The organism is Loktanella atrilutea (assembly GCF_900128995.1).
Lineage (GTDB): Bacteria > Pseudomonadota > Alphaproteobacteria > Rhodobacterales > Rhodobacteraceae > Loktanella > Loktanella atrilutea.
The window spans coordinates 44,699-64,467 of sequence record NZ_FQUE01000007.1 but is presented as its reverse complement, the minus strand read 5'-3'; the positions used below and the strand labels follow the sequence as shown (position 1 = coordinate 64,467).

The 19,769-nt window shown below is 63.1% G+C and carries 14 protein-coding genes and 1 pseudogene; 2 read left to right on the top strand and 13 right to left on the bottom strand.

Annotation, left to right across the window (positions count from 1 at the left end; genetic code table 11):
* Window positions 1-8: 8 nt before the first annotated feature.
* From BUA54_RS14295 to BUA54_RS14270, 6 genes are all read right to left on the bottom strand, one after another.
* Window positions 9-827, bottom strand: a complete 819-nt coding sequence (locus BUA54_RS14295; protein WP_072857938.1) for an ABC transporter ATP-binding protein — start codon at window positions 825-827, stop codon at window positions 9-11.
* A gap of 67 nt (window positions 828-894) precedes the next feature.
* Window positions 895-2,853: an AMP-binding protein gene (locus tag BUA54_RS14290; RefSeq protein WP_072857937.1), complete on the bottom strand. Its 1,959-nt coding sequence runs from the start codon at window positions 2,851-2,853 to the stop codon at window positions 895-897.
* A 201-nt stretch (window positions 2,854-3,054) separates the two neighbouring features.
* On the bottom strand, window positions 3,055-3,942 hold the full coding sequence (locus BUA54_RS14285; RefSeq protein WP_072857936.1) for a DUF481 domain-containing protein: 888 nt from the start codon (window positions 3,940-3,942) through the stop codon (window positions 3,055-3,057).
* Between the two features lie 247 nt (window positions 3,943-4,189).
* The gene (gene fdhF, locus BUA54_RS14280) at window positions 4,190-6,967 is read right to left on the bottom strand and encodes a formate dehydrogenase subunit alpha (RefSeq protein ID WP_072857935.1); all 2,778 of its coding nucleotides are present in this window, start codon (window positions 6,965-6,967) and stop codon (window positions 4,190-4,192) included.
* 193 nt (window positions 6,968-7,160) lie between these two features.
* On the bottom strand, window positions 7,161-7,931 hold the full coding sequence (yaaA, locus tag BUA54_RS14275) for a peroxide stress protein YaaA (protein WP_072857934.1): 771 nt from the start codon (window positions 7,929-7,931) through the stop codon (window positions 7,161-7,163).
* Between the two features lie 72 nt (window positions 7,932-8,003).
* A complete protein-coding gene (locus BUA54_RS14270; protein WP_072857933.1) occupies window positions 8,004-8,690 on the bottom strand; it encodes a helix-turn-helix transcriptional regulator in 687 nt (228 codons plus the stop codon).
* 74 nt (window positions 8,691-8,764) lie between these two features.
* Between BUA54_RS14270 and BUA54_RS14265 the strand changes: the two genes are divergently transcribed.
* On the top strand, window positions 8,765-9,403 hold the full coding sequence (locus BUA54_RS14265; protein ID WP_072857932.1) for a glutathione S-transferase family protein: 639 nt from the start codon (window positions 8,765-8,767) through the stop codon (window positions 9,401-9,403).
* On the opposite strand, the gene recQ is transcribed toward BUA54_RS14265, so the two are convergent.
* From recQ to BUA54_RS20865, 4 genes are all read right to left on the bottom strand, one after another.
* Window positions 9,373-11,403: a DNA helicase RecQ gene (recQ, locus tag BUA54_RS14260; protein ID WP_072857931.1), complete on the bottom strand. Its 2,031-nt coding sequence runs from the start codon at window positions 11,401-11,403 to the stop codon at window positions 9,373-9,375. The genes BUA54_RS14265 and recQ overlap by 31 nt on opposite strands.
* A 215-nt stretch (window positions 11,404-11,618) precedes the next feature.
* Complete coding sequence (locus BUA54_RS14255) at window positions 11,619-14,498, bottom strand: methyl-accepting chemotaxis protein (protein ID WP_143155440.1); 2,880 nt, start codon at window positions 14,496-14,498, stop codon at window positions 11,619-11,621.
* A gap of 20 nt (window positions 14,499-14,518) precedes the next feature.
* A complete protein-coding gene (locus tag BUA54_RS14250; protein ID WP_072858046.1) occupies window positions 14,519-15,688 on the bottom strand; it encodes an ABC transporter substrate-binding protein in 1,170 nt (389 codons plus the stop codon).
* Between the two features lie 182 nt (window positions 15,689-15,870).
* Window positions 15,871-16,098 carry a hypothetical protein gene (locus tag BUA54_RS20865; RefSeq protein ID WP_143155439.1) on the bottom strand — a complete coding sequence of 76 codons (228 nt, stop codon included), beginning with the start codon at window positions 16,096-16,098 and terminating at the stop codon, window positions 15,871-15,873.
* A 221-nt stretch (window positions 16,099-16,319) separates the two neighbouring features.
* Here BUA54_RS20865 and BUA54_RS14245 point away from each other — a divergent pair, with 221 nt between their 5' ends.
* On the top strand, window positions 16,320-17,087 hold the full coding sequence (locus BUA54_RS14245; RefSeq protein WP_072857929.1) for a carbon-nitrogen hydrolase family protein: 768 nt from the start codon (window positions 16,320-16,322) through the stop codon (window positions 17,085-17,087).
* On the opposite strand, the gene BUA54_RS14240 is transcribed toward BUA54_RS14245, so the two are convergent.
* The 3 genes and pseudogenes from BUA54_RS14240 to BUA54_RS21565 form a co-directional block, all read right to left on the bottom strand.
* Entirely contained in the window at window positions 17,043-17,768 is a 726-nt protein-coding gene (locus BUA54_RS14240) for an aspartate/glutamate racemase family protein (protein ID WP_072857928.1), read from the bottom strand. The two genes, BUA54_RS14245 and BUA54_RS14240, sit on opposite strands and share 45 nt — an antisense overlap.
* On the bottom strand, window positions 17,765-19,042 hold the full coding sequence (locus BUA54_RS20590; RefSeq protein WP_072858045.1) for a TRAP transporter large permease: 1,278 nt from the start codon (window positions 19,040-19,042) through the stop codon (window positions 17,765-17,767). The genes BUA54_RS14240 and BUA54_RS20590 overlap by 4 nt, the downstream gene beginning before the upstream one ends.
* A 204-nt stretch (window positions 19,043-19,246) precedes the next feature.
* Window positions 19,247-19,690 (bottom strand): annotated as a pseudogene (locus BUA54_RS21565) (TRAP transporter small permease); the annotation flags it as partial.
* Between the last annotated feature and the right edge of the window lie 79 nt (window positions 19,691-19,769).

Below are 19,769 nucleotides of genomic sequence, written 5' to 3'. Positions count from 1 at the left end.
CGCCTGCCTCAGTCATGGGCCACACCGAGATAGGCATCGATGACCTCCTGATTGTTGCGCACCTCGGACGGCGTGCCGTCGCCGATCTTGCGGCCATAGTCCATGACGACCACCCGGTCGGATAGGTCCATCACCACGCCCATGTCGTGCTCGATCAGGGCGATGGTCGTTCCGAACTCGTCGTTTACGTCAAGGATGAAGCGGCTCATGTCTTCCTTCTCCTCGACATTCATGCCCGCCATCGGCTCGTCCAGCAGCAGCAACTTCGGCTCCGCCGCCAGCGCGCGGGCCAGTTCCACCCGCTTCTTCAGGCCATAGGGGAGCCGCCCCACCGGCGTCTTGCGGATCGCCTGAATTTCAAGGAAATCGATGATCCGCTCCACCACGGCGCGGTTCTCGACCTCTTCCCGCTCGGCGCGACCCTTCCAGATCATCTGGGACAGCATCCCGGTCTTCATGTGGGTCAGCCGCCCGGTCATGATGTTGTCCAGCACGCTCATCCCGTCGAAGAGCGCGATGTTCTGGAATGTCCGGGCAATGCCAAGACGCGCGACCTGAAAAGGCTTCATTGCCGGACGCTTCTCGCCGCGAAACCACACTTCGCCCTCTTGCGGGTTATAGAAGCCAGAGATCACGTTCAGCATCGACGATTTGCCAGCCCCGTTCGGCCCGATGATCGCGCGGATCTCGCCCTCGCGGATGTCAAAGCTGATATTCTTGATCGCCTCCACCCCGCCGAAGCGCAGGGTGATGCCGCGCATGTCCATCAGCACGTCGCCGATCTGGCGACCGTCGGTGGTGACGTAGGGCGCTGCGGTGTCTTTCATGCGCGGCCCCCCGCCTCACCCAGCCGGACAATCTCCCGCCGAAGGCACGATTTTTTAGGAAAAATCGTCATGCCGCAGTCGCCCGTGCACTGTCGACGACGGTCGCATCGCGGATGGCTAACGTCGCCTTGATCTTGCCCTTGCGGCCGTCCTCGTATGTCACTTCCGTTTCCGTATAGATCTCGGGCGCGCCGTTGTAGAGCGCCGCGATCAGGTCGGCGAACTTGTCCCCTACCACCGCGCGCCTGACCTTGCGCGACCGGGTCATCTCGCCGTCGTCGGCGTCCAGTTCCTTGTGCAGGATCAGGAAGCGGTGGATCTGGCAGGCAGCCAGCATCGGGTCCTGCGCAATGCTCTCGTTCACCGCGTTCACGTGCCCCTCCACCAGGTCGAGCACCTTCGGGTGCTGCGACAGCTCCTGGTAGGAGGAATAGGCGATGTTGTTGCGCTCCGCCCAGTTGCCCACGGCGGCGAGGTCGATGTTGATAAAGGCCACGCAGTGATCCCGGCCGGCGCCGAAGACGACCGCCTCGAGGATGTTGGGATAGAACTTCAGCTTGTTCTCGACATACTTGGGCGCGAACATCGCCCCAGAAGCCAGCTTGCCCACATCCTTGGCGCGGTCGATGATCCGCAGGTGGCCGCTGCCGTCCTCGATGAAGCCCGCGTCACCCGTCGCGACCCAACCCTCGGAATCCTTGGTCGACGCAGTGCTTTCGGGGTTCTTGTAGTATTCCACAAAGGTGCCGGGCGAGCGGTAGAAGACCTCTCCGTTCTCGGCGATCCGCAATTCCACGCCGGGGGACGGCACGCCGACGGTGTCCGACCGGACCTCTCCGTCCGGCTGTTGGGTGATGAAAACGGTGGCCTCGGTCTGGCCGTAGAGCTGCTTCAGGTTCATGCCCAGCGCACGATAGAAATCAAAGATCTCTGGCCCGATCGCTTCCCCCGCCGTATACCCCACGCGCACGCGGGACAGGCCCAGCGTGTTCTTCAGCGGTCCGTAGACGAGCAGATTGCCAAGCGCATAGCGCAGGCGGTCGAACGCCCTCACCGAATTGCCATCCAGCAACGCAGGTCCAACGCGACGGGCGACCTTCATATAGTGGTCGAACAGCTTCTTCTTGAATTGGCCAGCATCCTCCATCCGGATCATCACGGTGGTCAGCTGGTTTTCGAACACCCGGGGCGGAGCGAAAAAATAGGTCGGCCCGATTTCCCTCAGATCAGTCAGCATGGTGTCGGCGCTTTCGGGGCAGTTCACGCAGAACCCGGTCCACATCGCCTGCCCGACCGAGAAAATGAAATCTCCCACCCATGCCATCGGCAGGTAGGCCAACACCTCGTCCCCCGCGCGCAGGTCGTCGAAGCGGGCTGAATTCTTCGACGTCTCGATCACATTTCGGTTGGACAGCACAACGCCCTTCGGTCGTCCCGTCGTGCCCGAGGTATAGAGCATGACGCAGGTGTCATCGTAAGTGCGCGCGTCGGTGCGGGCCTCCATTTCGTCCCGCCGCGCCGACTTGCGCCCCATTGCCTGCACATCGGCGTAACTGGTCATTGCGCTGTGGTCATAGCGGCGCAGCCCGCGACCATCGAGATAGATCACCCTTTCCAGCGTCGTCAGACCTTCGCGAGCCTCTTCCAGTTTGTCGACCTGCTCCTGATCGCCCGCGATGGCGAAACGCGCACCGGAATGCTCAAGGGCATAGGCGATCTCCTCCGCGGCGGCCTCCTGATACAGGGGCACGGGCACGCAGCCCAGTTTCTGCGCCGCAACCATCGCCCAATACAGCGCCGGACGGTTGCGGCCGGAGATGGCGATGTGATCGCCTGTCTTGGCTCCCAACTCCAGCAGACCCAGCGCCAGCGCGTCGATCTCCTCCGCCGCCTGCGCCCAGGTCCAGCTTTGCCAGATCCCGTATTCCTTTTCGCGATAGGCGGCCTTGTTACCACGCTGCGCGACATTGCGCGCCAGCAGATGCGGCACTGTCACGGCTCCGGCCTCCGGCGCGGCTGACGGCATGCGATCTCCTCCCTCGTCCGGGTTGGCCCGGATCGGCGATGCGCCGCCTCCTCGCGTCGCATCTGCTGCAGATCATACTGTGAGGTCGATCGTCTTGCGTCAAATATTTTATGAACGCCCGTTCATTTAATTCCCGCAGACAGACAAAAACGGGCGGTGGCTCTCGCCACCGCCCGCCTGTCGTGGACCGATCCGTCTGGATCAGTTGAAGTTGTAGACGACCGAAACGCCCAGCGAGTTCTGCGCATCGCCGAAGTCCTCGTCCGAGGAGTCGTCGTAGGCAGTGGTCAGCGAGGTGCGCAGGGACAGCGCATTCGTCAGCGACACGTTCAGCGCCAGTTCGTTGGTGACGAGCGTGGAACTGTCCGAGTAGATCACATCGGTGTCGTTGGTGACGTAGGACGTCTCGCTCAGCGAACGGTAGTAGTTCGAGGAGATGGAGGCCGCCGCTTCGGAGTTGTCGCCATTGTTGACGGACTCGGTGTAGCGGTAGCCCGGGCCGGCCTGAATGGACCATTGGCTCGTTGCGTCGTTCAGGATGCGGTAACCGATACCGGCACCCACGAAGACGTCGGTGTAGTTTTCGGCGTTCGGTGCAGCATCGTCGAAGGATGCGTTCAACTGACCATAACCGAAGAAGCGCGGTCCGAAATCACGACGGTAGTCGGCGCCCATCAGCAATTCCTTGGTGTCGACGACGCCGTTGGTCTCGCTGTAGTTGTAGGTCGCAGTCACGTCGATGCCGTTCACGCCGTCGAAGGTGCCGTAACGCAGGCCCAGGCCGACTTCGTAGTTGTCGTCCTTCTGGGTGCCGATCACGTTACCGACGCCATCGGTCAGGTCACGGCCGTTGTTGTCGTTCTGAGCGGTGGCGCGCAGCGCGATGGAGCCGTAGGAACCGACGACACGGCCTTCGTTGCCAAAACGGCCGACATCGCGCGAGGCGTCGTTCGCGATCTGCGTCTGCAGGTCGTCGAACTGATCGTTCGCGCTGTTGGCACCGTTGAACGTGCTGGTCTGTGCCGAAGCTGCACTGGCGACGATGGCAGCGGCAACGGCGGCAGCAAAGATGTTGGCAGTCTTTTTCATGGCTAAAATCCTTTTGAGTGCTCCCGCAGCAGCGCGGGGTCTGAGCAATAAATGCGTCCGATGCCGTCCAAGTTCGAGAGGCTGACCCGCTTTCTATCTTTCAGCACAATCAGTGTTTTCTTTTTGCGACATGGGCTAAATTTGGCTTACGTTAACTTATTGTTATTTATAAAAAAGGCTATTTTCACAGAGCCGTGTTCGAAAAACCGACACCCCGCTCTTGATTGTGATGGAACCAATATCGCCCTTATTTTATGGGCGCCAAATTAGATGCGGGTTCGACCCGCACCGCAGCAAACTTAAATTCTGGAATTTTGCCATAGGGATCAATCGCCGGATTGGTCAGAAGGTTGGCGGCGGCTTCGACATAAGCGAAAGGCAGAAACACCATATCGGGTGAAACGGCGCGGTCTGCACGGGCCATCAGTTCGACTGTCCCTCGACGGGTCGTCAATGACACCCTGTCGCCGGCCGCAAGACCCATCCGCCTCAGCGTCGACGGATGCAGGGAACAATTCGCTTCCGGTTCCACCGCGTCCAGGACTGTGGCGCGGCGGGTCATGGACCCGGTGTGCCAGTGCTCCAGTTGCCGTCCGGTCGTCAGGATCATCGGATAATCCGCGTCCGGCACCTCGTCCGGCGCGATGACATTGGCCGGCGTGAACTTGGCCCTTCCGGTTTCGCGCGGAAAGCCGTCCGCAAACATGATTGGCTGTCCCGGGTCGGTGGGCGACAGCGAGGGGTAAGTGACCGCCTCCCGCTCCAGCCTGTCCCAGGTGATGTTATCCAGCGACGACATGGTCCGCGCCATTTCCGCATACACCTCTCGCGGATGCGTGTATGCCCAGTCGAGGCCCAGCCGCTGGGCCAGATCGGTGATGATGGACCAGTCCTCTCGGGCCTGACCTGGTGGCGGCACGGCCGGACGCCCCATCTGCACCTGACGGTTGGTATTCGTCACTGTGCCCGACTTCTCTGCGAACGCGCTGGCGGGCAGGATGACATCGGCATAATTTGCGGTCTCGGTGAGGAAGATGTCCTGCACGACCAGACACTCCAGCTTTGCCAGCGCCGCACGCGCGTGGTCGAGGTCGGGATCCGACATCGCCGGGTTCTCGCCAAGGATATACATACCCTTGATCTGACCGTCATGGACCGCGTCGAGGATCTCCGTCACCGTCAGCCCCTTGTTGGGGTCGATCGGCACGCCACCCCAGACATCCTCAAAGCTCGCACGAATTTCCGCACTGGTCACGGACTGATAGTCCGGCAGGAACATCGGGATCATGCCGGAATCGGACGCGCCCTGCACGTTGTTCTGTCCCCGCAGCGGATGCAGGCCCGTTCCCGGCCGCCCGATCTGCCCCGTCATCAGCGCCAGAGAGATCAGGCAGCGCGCGTTGTCGGTGCCGTAAGTGTGCTGGCTGACACCCATGCCCCAAAAGATCATAGCAGCCTTCGCCCCTGCAAAGGTGCGCGCGACATCGCGCAGCACATCGGCCTCGACCCCACAGACGGCAGCCATGCGATCGGGGTCGAAACCTCTCAGGTGCACCTGTTCCGCCTCCCACCCTTCGGTATAGCCATCGATGTACTGCCGGTCGAAAAGCCCTTCCTCGACAATGACGTTGCAGATTGCGTTCAGCATGGCGACGTCGGTGCCGGGCTTGAACTGCAGCATGTGCGACGCGAACCGCTTCAACGCCTGTCCACGCGGGTCCATGACGATCAGCTTGCCGCCGCGCTTGGTGAACTGCTTGAAATAGGTCGCCGCGACGGGATGGTTCTCGATCGGATTGGCGCCGATGACGATGGCCACGTCGGCATTCTCGATCTCGTTGAAGGTGGCGGTCACGGCACCCGACCCGACATTCTCCATCAGGGCGGAGACCGAGGACGCGTGGCACAGCCGGGTGCAGTGGTCGACGTTATTATGTCCGAAACCCTGACGGATCAGCTTTTGGAACAGGTATGCTTCCTCGTTGGTGCACTTGGCGCTGCCGAACCCCGCGACGGCCGCGCCGCCTTGATTGTCGCGCAACCCGCCTAAACCGCCCGCGGCGCGGGACAACGCCTCCTCCCAGGTCGCCTCGCGAAAAACATCGCCCCAATTGCCAGGATCGACGTTCAGCCCCTTGGCGGGGGCGTCGTCGCGGCGGATCAGCGGCACAGTCAGCCGATGGGGATGGTGGATGTAGTCGAAGCCGAAGCGCCCCTTAACGCACAGCCGCCCCTCGTTCGCCGGCCCGTTCAAGCCGTCGACGTATTTCACCCGCCCGTCCTTGACCTTCAGGCTGATCTGGCAGCCGACGCCGCAGAACGGACAGACCGAAGCGATCTCTTCGTCGAAATCTGCACTGTCGCCGACTTGCGCTTCGTCCAGAACCGAAGCCTCCATCAGGGCACCGGTCGGGCAGGCCTGCACGCATTCCCCGCAGGCCACGCAGGTGCTGGCCCCCATCGGATCGTCCATGTCAAACACGGGGTAGGCATCGTGACCGCGATAGGCCATGCCGATCACATCGTTCACCTGCACCTCGCGGCAGGCCCTGACGCACAGATTGCACTGGATGCAGGCATCGAGGTTCACGCGCATCGCGACGTGGCTGTCATCCAGCAGCGGCACATGGTCGGCCCGCTTTGCCGGAAAGCGACTGTCGCTGATGCCTTCCATGCGGGCCATGTCCCACATGTGACTGGACTTGTCGTGCGACACCGCATGGTCAGGATGGTCGGCCACCAGCAGCTCCATCACCATGGCGCGTGCCTTTACCTCACGCGGCTGATCGGTTGTCACGACCATGCCCTCCGTCGGCACCCGCAGGCACGACGCCGCCAGCACCCGCTCTCCCGCGATGCTGACCATGCAGGCGCGACAATTGCCGTCGGGACGATAGGACGCTGCATCCTTGAAGCACAGGTGCGGAATGACGAGGCCGCGGCCATGGGCCACCTCCCAGATCGTCTGGCCGGGCGCCGCCGTAACGGTTTCACCGTCAAGCGTGAAGCTGATGGTCTCGGTCATGGCACAACTCTCCCTCGGCCCCTCCCTGATCTATGATGCGGCACCGCCGTCGTCATGACACAAGGGCGACCAAACGATCACATTTTGCGCCAGCGGGAACAACTCATACCAATGACGGGCGCAGTCCGACCCATCCGGCCCAGCCGCTACAGTCAAGAGGTCGTACGACCGCGAGCCGGTCGCGAATGGTCATTCACGCACGATAGTCGCGGACGAACGCCCAGCTATCGCCTTGCGACCGTGTCGCGTCATGGCGATACCCCCCTGCGTCGAAGTCCTTTATCGCTTCCGGCTCTGTCAGCCCTTCCGTCATGACGAATCGCGCCATCGCGCCACGTGCCCGCTTGGCGAAAAAAGAGACCACGCGGGGACGACCTTCCTTCACCTCGAGGAATTGCGGCGTAATGACCCGGAGCCGCAGGGCCTTGCGGTCTGCGGCACCGAAATACTCCTGGCTCGCGCAGTTGATGAGCGTATCGGTCCCCACCTCTGCCGCCCAGGCGTTCAACGCCTTGGCGATTCTGTCGCCCCAATAGTCGTAAAGGCTATTGCCGCGCCGGGTCTTCAGCCGCGACCCCATTTCCAGACGATAGGGTTGGATGCCGTCGCAGGGCCGCAGAAGCCCGTAAAGTCCCGACAGGATGCACAGGTGCGCCTGCGCGAACGCGATATCCTCCGCCTCCATTGTCCGGGCTTCCAGCCCCTGATAGGTATCGCCATCGAACATCCATGCGGCGGGTTTGATCGCATCCGAAGCCGGGTCCGCGCTGAAGGCCCTGAACCTGTCACGGTTCAACCGCGCCAAATCGTCGGAAATTCCCATTAAATCCCGCAGTTCCGTCAATGTCCGGCCCCGCATCGTCCGGGCCAGCCGCACCGCATCCGACTCGAATTGCGGTGTGGTCGGTGTGACTTTGACCGGTGAAAGATCCAGAGATTTGGCGGGCGAGATGGTGACGAGCATGGAACCTCCGGTCTGCGATGCCGGCGTTGTAGCAGGCCCGTCCCCGTATGCCACCCACCTGCATGTCGCAGGTCAGCCGCCCCGCTGCAGCCGCGCGAGATAGTCGCGCAGCATGCCCGCCCGGCGAGGCCGAAAACTCTCCGCCGTCTGGATGACATCCACGATCCGGTCGGACTTGAACATCCGATAGTCATGCCGCAGGCAACACCACGCCAGCAACATGACCGATTGCTCAAGGTAGACCGTGGCGAGCGGCCAGATGCGCCGCTTCGTCTCTGCCCCGGCCCGGTCGCGATAGATCATGTCAAGTGCCACCTCCTCCCAACAGGCGTGACGCACGCGCGACATGTCGGCGACGGCCGCGGTGGACCGTTCGTATCTGCGCACCATGACGGCAGCGTGCTGTGCCTGCCGCTGCTGCCTGTCCGGCAGCGTCGCGATGATCTTGCCCAGCGCGGTATCGGCGGCGGCTGCCAGTGCGGCATCGCCACGATGCGGCACCTCGGCCAACCCCAGCATCAGCGCCTCGATTTCTTCTCGCGTGAAGGTCTGGGGCGGCAACGCCGTGTCCTCGGTCAGGGTGTAACCATAGCCCGGCGCCCCATCGATCAACGCGCCGCCCGCACGCAGGGTCTCGATGTCGCGATAGAGCGTGCGTTGTGACACCCCCGTTTCCGCCGCCAACCGCGTTGCGGTCACCGGCGCCGGCAAGCGGCGGAGGCTGTCGATCAGGCGAAACAGGCGGTCGGTGCGGGCCATGGTGATCCTGACGGAATCTGACAGGGGTGGTGCCGTAATATGACCGCAGACTTAATACACAAAGGAGAATTCCCATGCTGACACTCTACCACGCGCCGCAGACCCGTTCGACCCGCATTGTCCAGCTGCTGATAGAGATGGACATTCTCGACAAGATCGACGTGAAGGTCGTGGGCGTCGTCCGGCAAGGCCGCTTCGGCGCGCCCGATCCCGACAACCCCCATGCCGAGGGCAAGGTCCCGCTTCTGGTCCACGACGGCGCGGTCATCCGCGAAAGCAACGCGATCATCCTCTACCTGACCGACCTCTTCGCCGGCCCGATGGGCCCTCAGGTCGGTGATCCGCTTCGGGGGCCCTACCTGTCCTGGCTAGCCTATTACGGCAACGTGCTGGAACCTGTCATGGTCGCCAAGGTCGCCGAGGTCACGCATCCGGCTTTCGCCAACACGTTCCGCGGGCCCGAGGAACTCAAGAACCACTTGGTCGCTGCACTGACGGACAATCCATACCTGCTGGGTGGCAGCTACACCGCGGCCGACCTGCTGATGTCCTCGGCCTTCAGCTGGTTCCCGGCCTTCACGCCCGATGCGGACGTGGTGCGCAACTGGGTGGCGCGCTGTCAGGACAGGCGTTCGGTCAAGGCCGTGGCGGACTACGACGCCGCGCGCCTTCCTGCCGACGCCTATTCCGAAAGCACTGCCAGAAAGGCGTGACCGAAGCGTTCCGCGTGACGGTCGCCGATCACGCGGGCGAGCGTGTCCTCGTCGGCACCGCGAAGCTGCGCGACCTTGGCCAGTTGTGCGGCAGAGCACGACATCGGCTTGTCCAGCCCGTCCGCCCCCCGTGCAAGGTCCGCCTGCACCGCCAGCAGCCGGTCGTAGACCGCGCCTTCCGTCCGCCCCGCCAACTTCAGCCGCGCGGGGTGGACCTCTTCCACGGCACCGGCGATGACCTCCAGAAACGCACGACCGTAGCTTTCCAGTTTCTTCGCACCGACACCGCCGATGCGGGCCATCTGGTCCAGTGTGGCCGGCTTGCGCTCCGCCATCTCGATCAGCGTCTTGTCGTTGAAAATGATATAGGCCGGACCACCTGCAGCCTCTGCCAGCCCACGACGTTTCGCCTTCAGCGCCGAGAGCAGCGGTGCATCCTCCTCGCTGACCATCTGGCGCACGGCGGGACTGAATTTCGCGTTCTGAACGGTATCGCGACGCAAAGTGATCGTCTCCTCACCCCGCAGGATGGGTCTCGCCGCGTCAGTCATGCGCAGGGCGCCGTGACGTTCCGGATCGGGGCGGAACAGGTCACGCCCCATCATCTGCCGAAAGATCGCCTGCCACTGACGCTTGTCCCATTCCTTGCCCACACCATAGGTCGGCAGGCTGCTATGGCCCCGCTCCCGTATCTTGGCGGTATCCGCGCCCATCACGATGTCGATCAGGTGGCCCGCGCCGAACCACTCCTCCGTCCGCAGCGCGGCAGATAGCGCCATGCGGACGGGGGTCGTGGCATCAAAGGTCTCTGCGGGCTTGTCGCAAAGGTCACAATTGCCGCAGGGCTTCGGATTCTCTCCGAAATACCGCAACAGGTTCAGGCGCCGACACTCCAGCGCCTCCGCCAGACCCAACAAGGCATTCAGCCGCCCATGATCGGCAGCGCGCCGTTCCGGCGGGGCCAGCCCTTCGTCGATCTGCTGCCGGCGGTAACGGATATCCTCCGGGCCGTAGAGCGTCAGCGTTTCCGCCGGTTCGCCGTCGCGCCCTGCGCGGCCGATCTCCTGATAGTAGCCCTCGATCGACTTGGGCAGGTCGGCGTGAGCGACCCAGCGAATGTCCGGCTTGTCGATCCCCATGCCAAAGGCGACCGTCGCGGTGACGATCAGCCCGTCCTCCTGCTGGAACCGCCTCTCGACATTGCGCCGCGCCTCGGCGTCCATGCCGCCGTGGTAGTGGCAGGCAGAATGCCCCGCCTGCCCCAACGCCTGTGACAGCGTTTCCGTCTTGGCCCGCGTGCCGCAATAGACGATGCCAGCCTGCCCTTTGCGGGCAGCGGCAAAGCCCAGGATCTGATTGCGCGGATTATCCTTAACTGCAAAGGCCAGATGGATGTTCGGACGGTCAAAGCCGCGCAGGAAGATCGCCGGTGTCGCACCGGCAAAGAGTTTCTGAACGATCTCGACCTGCGTTTCCGCGTCTGCCGTCGCCGTAAAGGCGGCCAGCGGCACGTCCAGCACCTCGCGCAGTTCGCCGATCCGCAGGTAATCCGGACGGAAGTCGTGACCCCACTGGCTGACGCAATGGGCCTCGTCGACGGCGATCAGGGTGACGTTGGCCTCGCGCAGCATACGCTGCGTGCCGAAGGACGCCAACCGCTCGGGCGCCATGTAAAGCAGCTTCAGCGTGCCTGCTGCCAGCTGCGCCCAGACGGCCTCCGTCTCCTCTTCCGTATTGCCGGAGGTCAGCGCACCGGCAGCCACACCGGCTTCCTTCAATCCTCGGACCTGATCTCGCATCAGTGCGATCAATGGCGATATGACGACCGTCACGCCGGGCCGCACAAGGGCAGGCAATTGAAAGCACAGCGACTTGCCGCCGCCGGTCGGCATGATCGCCAGCGTATTTTGCCCCGCCACGACCGCATCGACGATCTCTTCCTGACCGGGCCTGAAGCGGTCGAATCCGAAAACATCGCGCAGCAGCGTGTCGGCCTGCATCGTTCACCCGTTCGTCTTGTGCCTGAAGCTGCACAATTTCATGCCGCGAATCAGTAAACAAGTCCCGAACGACGTGGCTTCCGATACGACAGCGCCCCCGAGAAAGCGCGACAGTACTGAACCGTCGCGCTGCAAACCATTCCGAAGAGGTCGATTACTGTCATGCTTTGACATGATAAAAATCGCTGGGCGCTTCCGCTATCGATGCAGTCCATCTACCCAGCGCGAGTTCCCGATATGTCACGGCGGCCCCCCTGCCGTTGTGGCGGAGAACCCAAGTTGGCCCCCGATCCGCGATGATTGAACCGTTCGAGACTGACGACCAGCGAAACGGCATCCTGGGTCAGGGTTTCGCTTGCGGCGGTTGTCTCTTCCAACCGCGCGGCGTTCTGCTGGGTCGATTGGTCCAGTTGCATCACTGCATCGTTGATGTCCGCCAAGGTGGTCGATTGTCTTTTGGCCGAGGCGGCAATGTCCGACACCTGCCCTGCAATGACCGAGACGGACTCCACGATCTCGCGCAGCGCCGTGCCGGTACGATCCACAAGCTCCACGCCCTTCCGTACCTGATTTCCACTTTCGGCGATCAGGTCGCCGATATCACTGGCAGCCTCGGAAGAACGCTGCGCCAGCGCCCTCACCTCCGACGCGACAACAGCAAATCCACGTCCGGCGTCACCGGCACGCGCCGCCTCGACCCCCGCGTTGAGCGCCAGCAGATTGGTCTGGAAAGCGATATCGTCGATCAGCTTCACGATTGCCGTGATCTTGCCGGAGGATTCGGCTATCTGGTCCATCGCCGCGACGGTTTCTTCAATGATGCCGCCGCTGAATTCCGCATTTCCCTTGGCCGCGGCGACTGAAGCATCGGTCTCGACCGCAAGTCGCGCCGATGATCCGACGGACGACGTCAGCTGATCCATGGCGACTGCCGTCTGCTGCAAGGTGGCGGCGGTACTTTCGGTCCGCCGCGACAGACCGTCAGCGGTGGAGGAAATGTCATGCGCCCCGTTCTTGATGCTCTCGGCATTTTCCACCACCTCGCGCAACGTCGAGGCCAAGGCACTTACTGTGGCATTGAAATCCCGCCGAAGATCCTCATAGGCACCCGCAAAGGGCGTCGAGATCTCCGTCGTCAAGTCACCGGATGCCAATTGCTGCAATGCCTTGGCCAGATTCGTCACGACAAGGGACTGTTCCGCCGCACGTTCGTCGCGTTCCGCCTGCGCCGCGCGCGCCAGTTCCTCCTGCCTTACCTTGGCGGCATCGTCGCGCGCGCGGTCCTCTGCCTCCCGCCGGGCCTGCTCGGCCTGAGCCTTGGCTTCTGCCGCGCGCTTCGCCTCTTCGGCGGCAATGCTCGCGGCGCGGTCGCGGGCTTCCCGCTCTCGCTCCTGCGCCTGCATCGCTTCGCGGTCGATCAGACCGTCACGGAAAACAGCAAGCGCGGCGGCCATTCGGCCGATTTCTCCGCCGGTCCGACCGAAGCCGGTTACCGGCGCCAGATCACCAGTGGCCAATCGTTCCGTTACACGCGTCACGCGCACCATTGGTCGGACGATCCAGAACCATGTCAGGATCGGAGATAGCAGCAGCAATGCGGCGCTGATTGCGCCGATCAGCAGCATTTCTTCACGGGCGCGCGTCGTTTCAGCCAACACGGCATCGCCCGATTCGACCATCGCCTGCATGGCCTCCGCACCCTGTGCCTGTGCTGTCGTGGCAATCTGCGTAAGTTGGTCACTGGCATCGCGGGACAGCGCCTTCGCTGTAATTACCGCATCAAGATACATGCGCCGCGTTGCCAAAAGGCCGTCCTCGGCATCGGCGAAGGCGATGATCTCGTCCAGCCGCGCCGCGAGGTCCGGCGTGACGATTTCATCCGACGCAGCTGCCGCGACTGCGCGTGCCTTTTCGCTCAACACAGCCTGAGCCGCCTCTACCGCGACCGCATCCTGAGCTGCCGCGCCCAGAAGGGCGCTCAGGAAAAGGGCCTGAACTGCGATTTCAATACGCGAGCTTTCGCCAAGGCGGCGCACATCGGTGTCGACCAGTTTGCGGATGGCCGCGTCTGTATCACCAGCGCGATCGCTAGCCATGATCGCCAAAGCGAACGACTGGTCATCGATCAGGCTTCCAAGCGCTGCATCGCTATCCTGGCGCAGCGCCAGCAGCCGTTGGGACAGGCCCGGGCGACGGACAAAGCCGCCGCGGACCAATTGTCCAAGTTCATCTCGGGTTCCCAACAACACGTCTTCGCCGTCGGCCAACCGACCGTTGTCCTTCAGTTGCGTCAGGGCGCGGTCCATCCGGTCGAACGCTGCAGTGACGACGTCACGCATAATTCCGGTCAAGGCAGCGTCCTGCTCTGCATTGATCGCCAAAGCGAGACTGGTCACCAGATTGAGGTCTGCCCGTACCCCAAGGATGGCCTGCATGTATCCGAATTCATCCTCAGTCAGCGTTTGAAGCGCACCACGGACCGTCGTGACCGTGTTTTCGCCTCCGATCGACACATCGAAGAATGCGTTGTCGGACAGTTCGGTCAGGATCTCGCTCGTGGTGACGGCAAGAGACTGGAATGCCTTGATCTGCTCTACCATACGCGCTTCGGCCTGGAACCTCTCGTCCAAGGCCGCGCCCATCCGGTCCACTGCAGCAGCAAGGTCGTCCACCATTTGCGGTAGGCCGTCCACCGTTTCTCCACCCATCGCGGCTACATCGGCGTCCAGTCCGCTCAGCGCTGTGTCGAAACGTTGTCCTGCCGTGTTCACGGCTGCGGCATCGGGCGCCTGCGACACGAGGATCAGTGCATCTCGTGCCGCCCGCGTCCCCTCGATTACCGACTGACTCGCGGCAATGCGCGGGACCTCGGTTGACATCAGGGATTGAACCGAAGCACCGAGCGACGCGAAGACCATTAGTCCGATAATCACGGCGGCCCCGGTCGCGATACCCATGGCGGCGAGGCTGCCCGTCACCTTGAACGCGATGCTGCCAAAGCGGCTGCTAAAGGTCTGTTTCATGTCGTTCCTCGAATCGTGCGAAAGTGCGCGGCGCATGTGACCACTGCCGGCACGAAGGTTGGCAGTGGTCATGGGTTAGAGCGGGGATGACGTCAGTTGCTTGCTTGTTTTTCAGGCACGGCGACGGTTTCAAAGTTGCCGTCATCCGTAATTCGCGTGAGGAAGACGGAGTCCATGCCCTGATTGTCGGACGGACCGTATGCAAAATCGAGCCCGTCCAAAGAAAAGCTGCCGAGGCCGTTCATGGCCGCGAGGAACCCTTCACGGGTCAGGTCCGGCCCGGCAGCGTCGAGTGCGCGCAGGGCGACGCGGCCGGCAAGATAGCCTTCCAGCGTGACGAAGCTGGGTTGAGCTGCCGGATCGACGGCGGCGATCGCCGCGTGATAGTCCGCAACGACTTTCAGTGATGCGTCCCACGGAAAGGGCACGACCTGGCTGATAATGACGCCGGCGCCATCGGGGCCGAGTTCCGCGGCCAGAGCGTCGGAGCCCACGAACGAAATGTTCACGAAGGTCGGATCGAAGTTCAGCGACTTCGACAAGCGAATGAATTCGGCGATGGGCTTGTAGGCCCCGACCATCACCACGGCCTCCGGCGCGGCCTTGCGAATGTCGAGCAGCGCAGATTTTACCGCCACGGTATTGCGGGTGTAAGTGCCCTGCGCCGCGAGGGTCATGCCCCGCCGGTCGAGGGCCTGTGTGACGCCATCCAGACCCACGCGGCCAAAACCATCATCCTGATACAGGATCGCGATCGATGAAAGCCCGAGACCATCGACAAGATAAGAGATCCAAGCCTCCGTCTCGGCCCCGAAGCTGGCCCGGACGTTGACGACGTTTTTCAGCGCGGGATCTCTCAGGAAACCCGCCCCCGTGAAGGGGGCGATGAAGGGCAGCCCGGCCTCGGTTGCAATGGGCTGCGCGGCCTGTGCCGTCGGCGTGCCCACGGCGCCGATGAAACCCAGATGGCTATCGTCCGCGATGACTTTCCGCACCAGTGCGACCGAACGGTCCGGTTCGTACCCGTCATCGAAGCTGTCCAGATTGACCATCCGCCCATGCACGCCGCCAGCCCGGTTCGCTTCTTCGAAAGCGGCGCGAATGCCTTCCCGCATGCCGGTGCCAAGCGCGGCCGCCGGGCCATCCAGAGCTGCAACTTGTGCAAAACTGACCTTGTCCGGCGCGATGCCGCTTTCAGCGTGCGCCTGATTGGCAATGGCCGCCAGGCCCGCCAACGCCAATGTTCTGATGAAGGGTGTCATGACTATCTCCGGGTCTGATGCGTTCCCGGCGAACTTGCGGAACAGAAATGAATTCCAGGTGAACATCAGCCGACTGATTTACGGCAAGCAACCCTCTCGGTGCGCGGGTGCGTTGCCGACGCGCGCATCATGTTCAGGTCGCGGACACGCTCTCGACCTGCCAATATCTTGACTTGAAAACTTTAGTGCGGTGCGCTCTTGCGGCATTCCACGGTCGGCCCTTCCGGCCCGCCATCCTCTGCCGCACCGTTTGGTGTCCGTGCGATCCGAGGAACCGGCAATCCGGATCGCCTTATCGCGACAATCGCCTGACGGGATCGCGCCGCCGCCAAAGCCCGCTCCGCCGGGCTCGCAGCGTAGATGTTATGCAGCAGCTCTGCCACTGCGTCTTCGAAATCTGTCGTCGTCATGGCTACCTCCGTCAACAGGACGTCGTGCAGGATCCTATGTGTATCGTGTGCGAGGATGATGACGGCGATACGACATGCCCTATGGATAAGATCGAAACGCGCAAGAGTCGGCCGGCACGCGCTGGCCCGGAGTGGCATATTGCACCAGTCGACGATTGCGGCACGTTATCCGCTGCACCATGATCACGGATGCCGCACCTACGGCAAGAAAGGCATCCCTGATGAAAATCGCTCTGTTGCAACTAGCCCCGCACGGTCCGATTGCCGCACCGCCAGACATGCTGCGACAGCGGCTTCGCGCGCTCGCCACCGCCGGTGTCGAACTTGCGGTCCTGCCGGAGTTGCTGCTGCCGGGCTACAACCAGCCGCAAGCTCACGCCACATTGCGGGCGGACGCACGGGACGCGATCGTCGCTCTTGCACAGGATGCGGGACTTGCGATCGCGTTCGGCTGGGCCGAACGCGTGGGCAACAGGGTCTACAACGCTGCCTCGCTGATCGACCAAAGCGGGAGGACCCTGCTGCATTACCGCAAGCTACAGCTTTTCGGCCCGATGGAACGGACAAGCTTTGCCCCCGGCACGCAGACCCCGGGGGTAGGCACCTTGAATGGAGTCCGCATCGGCTTGCTGATTTGCTACGACATCGAATTTCCGGAACACGCCCGTGCGATTGCGCGGCAGGGCTGCGATCTGCTGCTGGTGCCGACGGCGAACCCCGCAGGGTTCGAGCACGTGCAACGCCTGCTGGTACCTGCCCGCGCCTATGAAAACTGCGTAACCGTGGTCTACGCCAACTACGCCGGGGCGGACGGCGACATGACATTCGGTGGCGGGTCGGTGATTGCAGGGCCGGACGGCGGGGTGTTGGCGACGGCAGGGCCGGGTCCCGCCACGCTCATCGTCGACCTGCCGGTCGCCGACGCATACGATCCGAATCTGCTGTCAACCCAGCTGGCTGATTTGAATCTGCCCCGAACCGACATCTGACGGTACCAACAGCCGGGCACCGTCGAGGATCGTGAAGACCGGCCGCCCCGTGGCGCGCCGCAGCGCATCTGCATAGGGCGGCAGGTTGCCGCATTCCAGCACGATGGCCCCAATCTTTGGAGTGGCATCGACCAGCGCCCTTGCGACCGTAGCAACGGCCGTGGCTATGGCTGTCTGATCCAAAGTCACGGGTTGCGCGGACTTCGGCGCCAGAAAGGTCGCTGCGAAATCTTGATGGTTCTGCAATCCCGCGATCCGAATATGGCCCGGCTCGATCCCCGCTGCGGCCAGCGCCGCCGAACCGAGAGCCGGGGTAGAGGCGGTGACGATGCCCACAAGCCGCCCGCCTGTCGCGGCCCGGACCAGCGGTACAAGCGACAGGCTCGACACCAGCACCGGAATCCGGACCGCCGCTGCAATCTCTGCCTGTACGGTAACAAGAAAGCCGCAGGTCGAAGTCAGCAGCACCGCTCCTTCGGCTTCCAGCGCGCGGGCAGCGGCAATGAAGCGGTCGGTCAGGGCCTGCGAAGGACGTCCGTCCCGCACGATCTCGGTCGGTCCGGCCCCCGGCACGACGCGGACACGGGCAGTCAGATGGTAACTGTCCGGATGACCGGCATCGCCCAGGATGCGTGGGAACCGGGTATCGAGACTGAGGACCCCGATGAACCCGCGCGTCACGCCGGCACCGGGGCCTGCCGCAGCATGTCAGGCAGCCAAGTGGCGAGGCCCGGGAACAGCACCAACAGGACCACCATCAGCACCATGATCCCGAACATCGGCAGCGCGGTGCGCGCGATGTAGCCCATGTCGTGCTTCGTCATGCCTTGCAGCACGAAGAGGTTGAAGCCCACGGGCGGGGTGATCTGCGCCATTTCCACCACGACGACGATGAAGATGCCGAACCAGATCAGGTCGATGCCGGCGGCGGTGATCATTGGCTCGATGATCGCCATGGTCAGGACCACGGCGGAAATCCCGTCGAGGAACATGCCGATGATGATGTAGAACACCGTCAGCGCCGCGATCAGCGCATAAGGCGACAGGTTCCACGACGCGATGACCCCGGCCAAGGCGCGCGGCACGCCGGTGAACCCCATCGACAGCGTCAGAAAGGCCGCCCCCATCAGGATCAGCGCGATCATGGCAGAGGTGCGGGTGGCGCCAAGAAGGCTTTCCTTCAGGGTGGCGAAGGTGAGCGACCTTTGACCCGCCGCCAGCAGCAAAGATCCAACGACGCCGAAGGCCGCAGCCTCCGTCGCTGTAGCGATGCCTGCGTACATCGACCCGATGACGCAGACGATCAAAATGATGACCGGAATCAGCAGCACCGAATTCTTCAGCGCACCGATGAAGCCGATGCGTGGCTCCGGGTCGGGCGCATCCTGCGGACGGACCACGGACCATAGCGCGATGTAACCCATGAAGAGCCCGGCCAGCACCAGCCCCGGGATCACGCCTGCCATGAAAAGGGCGGTAATGCTCTGCTGAACGCTGACGCCGTAGACGATCAGCGTGAGCGACGGCGGGATCATCAGGCCCAGCGTCGCGGCCCCGGCGAGGGTGCCGACGATCATGTATTCCGGATAGCCGCGCGACCGCAGTTCGGGGATCGACATCTTGCCCACGGTCATCAGCGTCGCCGCCGACGAGCCCGAGACGGCGGCAAAGACCGTGCAACCCACGACGTTGGTGTGCAGCAGACCGCCGGGCAGCCGCGCGAGCCAGGGGGCGAGGCCCTTGAACATGTCCTCGGACAGCTTGGTGCGATACAGGATCTCTCCCATCCAGATGAAGAGCGGGAGGGAAGTCAGCGTCCAGCTCGACGCGCTCGACCAGACGGTGATCGCCATGGAGCTGCCAGGGTTGCGCGGGGTAAAGCCAATCATCCCCATGTAGGCCACGCCCATCAGTGCCAGCCCGACCCACAAACCGGTTCCCAGCAGGAAGAACATGACGAACAGAAAAATGCCGATCTTCAGCCCCGTGGCGTCGCGATCGAAGCCGGTCGTCGCATTTACGGCAGCATAGACCACAAGCAGTGCAAGACCGAACATCGCGGCCCGGGCCTTGGGCCCCGCCAGCGCGTCGCGCAGTCCTTCCGCCGGTGCCACGGGCGCATCGACCCCAAGGCCACGGCCCCATAGAACCTGCACCAGATTGTCGATCATCACGATGGCCAGCAGGCTCGCCCCCACTGCCATGCCCAATTGCGGAATCCAAAGCGGCGTGCCGTCCTGCCCCTGGCTGACGTCGTTGATCCGATGGCTCAGGATCGGTGCCTGTATGGCGTACCACGCAAAGAACAGTGCGATCGCGACGCCCACGGTATAGCACCAGATCTCGAACCCGCGGCGCCAGCGACCGCTTTGTTCCACGAACAGGCCAACGCGGATATGTTCATTATGGGCAAAGGTATAGGCCAGCCCCAGGAACGACGCCGTCGCCATGGCATAGCCGGCATAGCTTGCCCCGCCCGGCAGCAGCAGGCCCAGCCAGCGCGCAACCATCTGCGCGATGACCAGCAGCAGGATCGCGACCAGCGCCGCCGCTGCGGCCAGCCCGCTGATCCGGTAAAGGGAATCGAGACCGCCCCGCAGCATCGCCGTCATGGCACCGCTCCTGCCTGTGAAGTGAATGGTCCGCACCGGGCGCCCCCGCATGTCGCCATGCGGGGGCCTT

Bases quoted from the DNA above. Each gene is read 5' to 3' on its own strand.
- BUA54_RS14270 (WP_072857933.1), bottom strand. From the start codon at position 8,690: ATGGCCCGCACCGACCGCCTGTTTCGCCTGATCGACAGCCTCCGCCGC.
- BUA54_RS14285 (WP_072857936.1), bottom strand. From the start codon at position 3,942: ATGAAAAAGACTGCCAACATCTTTGCTGCCGCCGTTGCCGCTGCCATC.
- BUA54_RS14265 (WP_072857932.1), top strand. From the start codon at position 8,765: ATGCTGACACTCTACCACGCGCCGCAGACCCGTTCGACCCGCATTGTC.
- BUA54_RS20590 (WP_072858045.1), bottom strand. From the start codon at position 19,042: ATGTTCTTCCTGCTGGGAACCGGTTTGTGGGTCGGGCTGGCACTGATG.
- BUA54_RS14250 (WP_072858046.1), bottom strand. From the start codon at position 15,688: ATGACACCCTTCATCAGAACATTGGCGTTGGCGGGCCTGGCGGCCATT.
- BUA54_RS20865 (WP_143155439.1), bottom strand. From the start codon at position 16,098: ATGACGACGACAGATTTCGAAGACGCAGTGGCAGAGCTGCTGCATAAC.
- BUA54_RS14245 (WP_072857929.1), top strand. From the start codon at position 16,320: ATGAAAATCGCTCTGTTGCAACTAGCCCCGCACGGTCCGATTGCCGCA.
- fdhF (WP_072857935.1), bottom strand. From the start codon at position 6,967: ATGACCGAGACCATCAGCTTCACGCTTGACGGTGAAACCGTTACGGCG.
- recQ (WP_072857931.1), bottom strand. From the start codon at position 11,403: ATGCAGGCCGACACGCTGCTGCGCGATGTTTTCGGATTCGACCGCTTC.
- BUA54_RS14295 (WP_072857938.1), bottom strand. From the start codon at position 827: ATGAAAGACACCGCAGCGCCCTACGTCACCACCGACGGTCGCCAGATC.
- BUA54_RS14255 (WP_143155440.1), bottom strand. From the start codon at position 14,498: ATGACCACTGCCAACCTTCGTGCCGGCAGTGGTCACATGCGCCGCGCA.
- yaaA (WP_072857934.1), bottom strand. From the start codon at position 7,931: ATGCTCGTCACCATCTCGCCCGCCAAATCTCTGGATCTTTCACCGGTC.
- BUA54_RS14290 (WP_072857937.1), bottom strand. From the start codon at position 2,853: ATGCCGTCAGCCGCGCCGGAGGCCGGAGCCGTGACAGTGCCGCATCTG.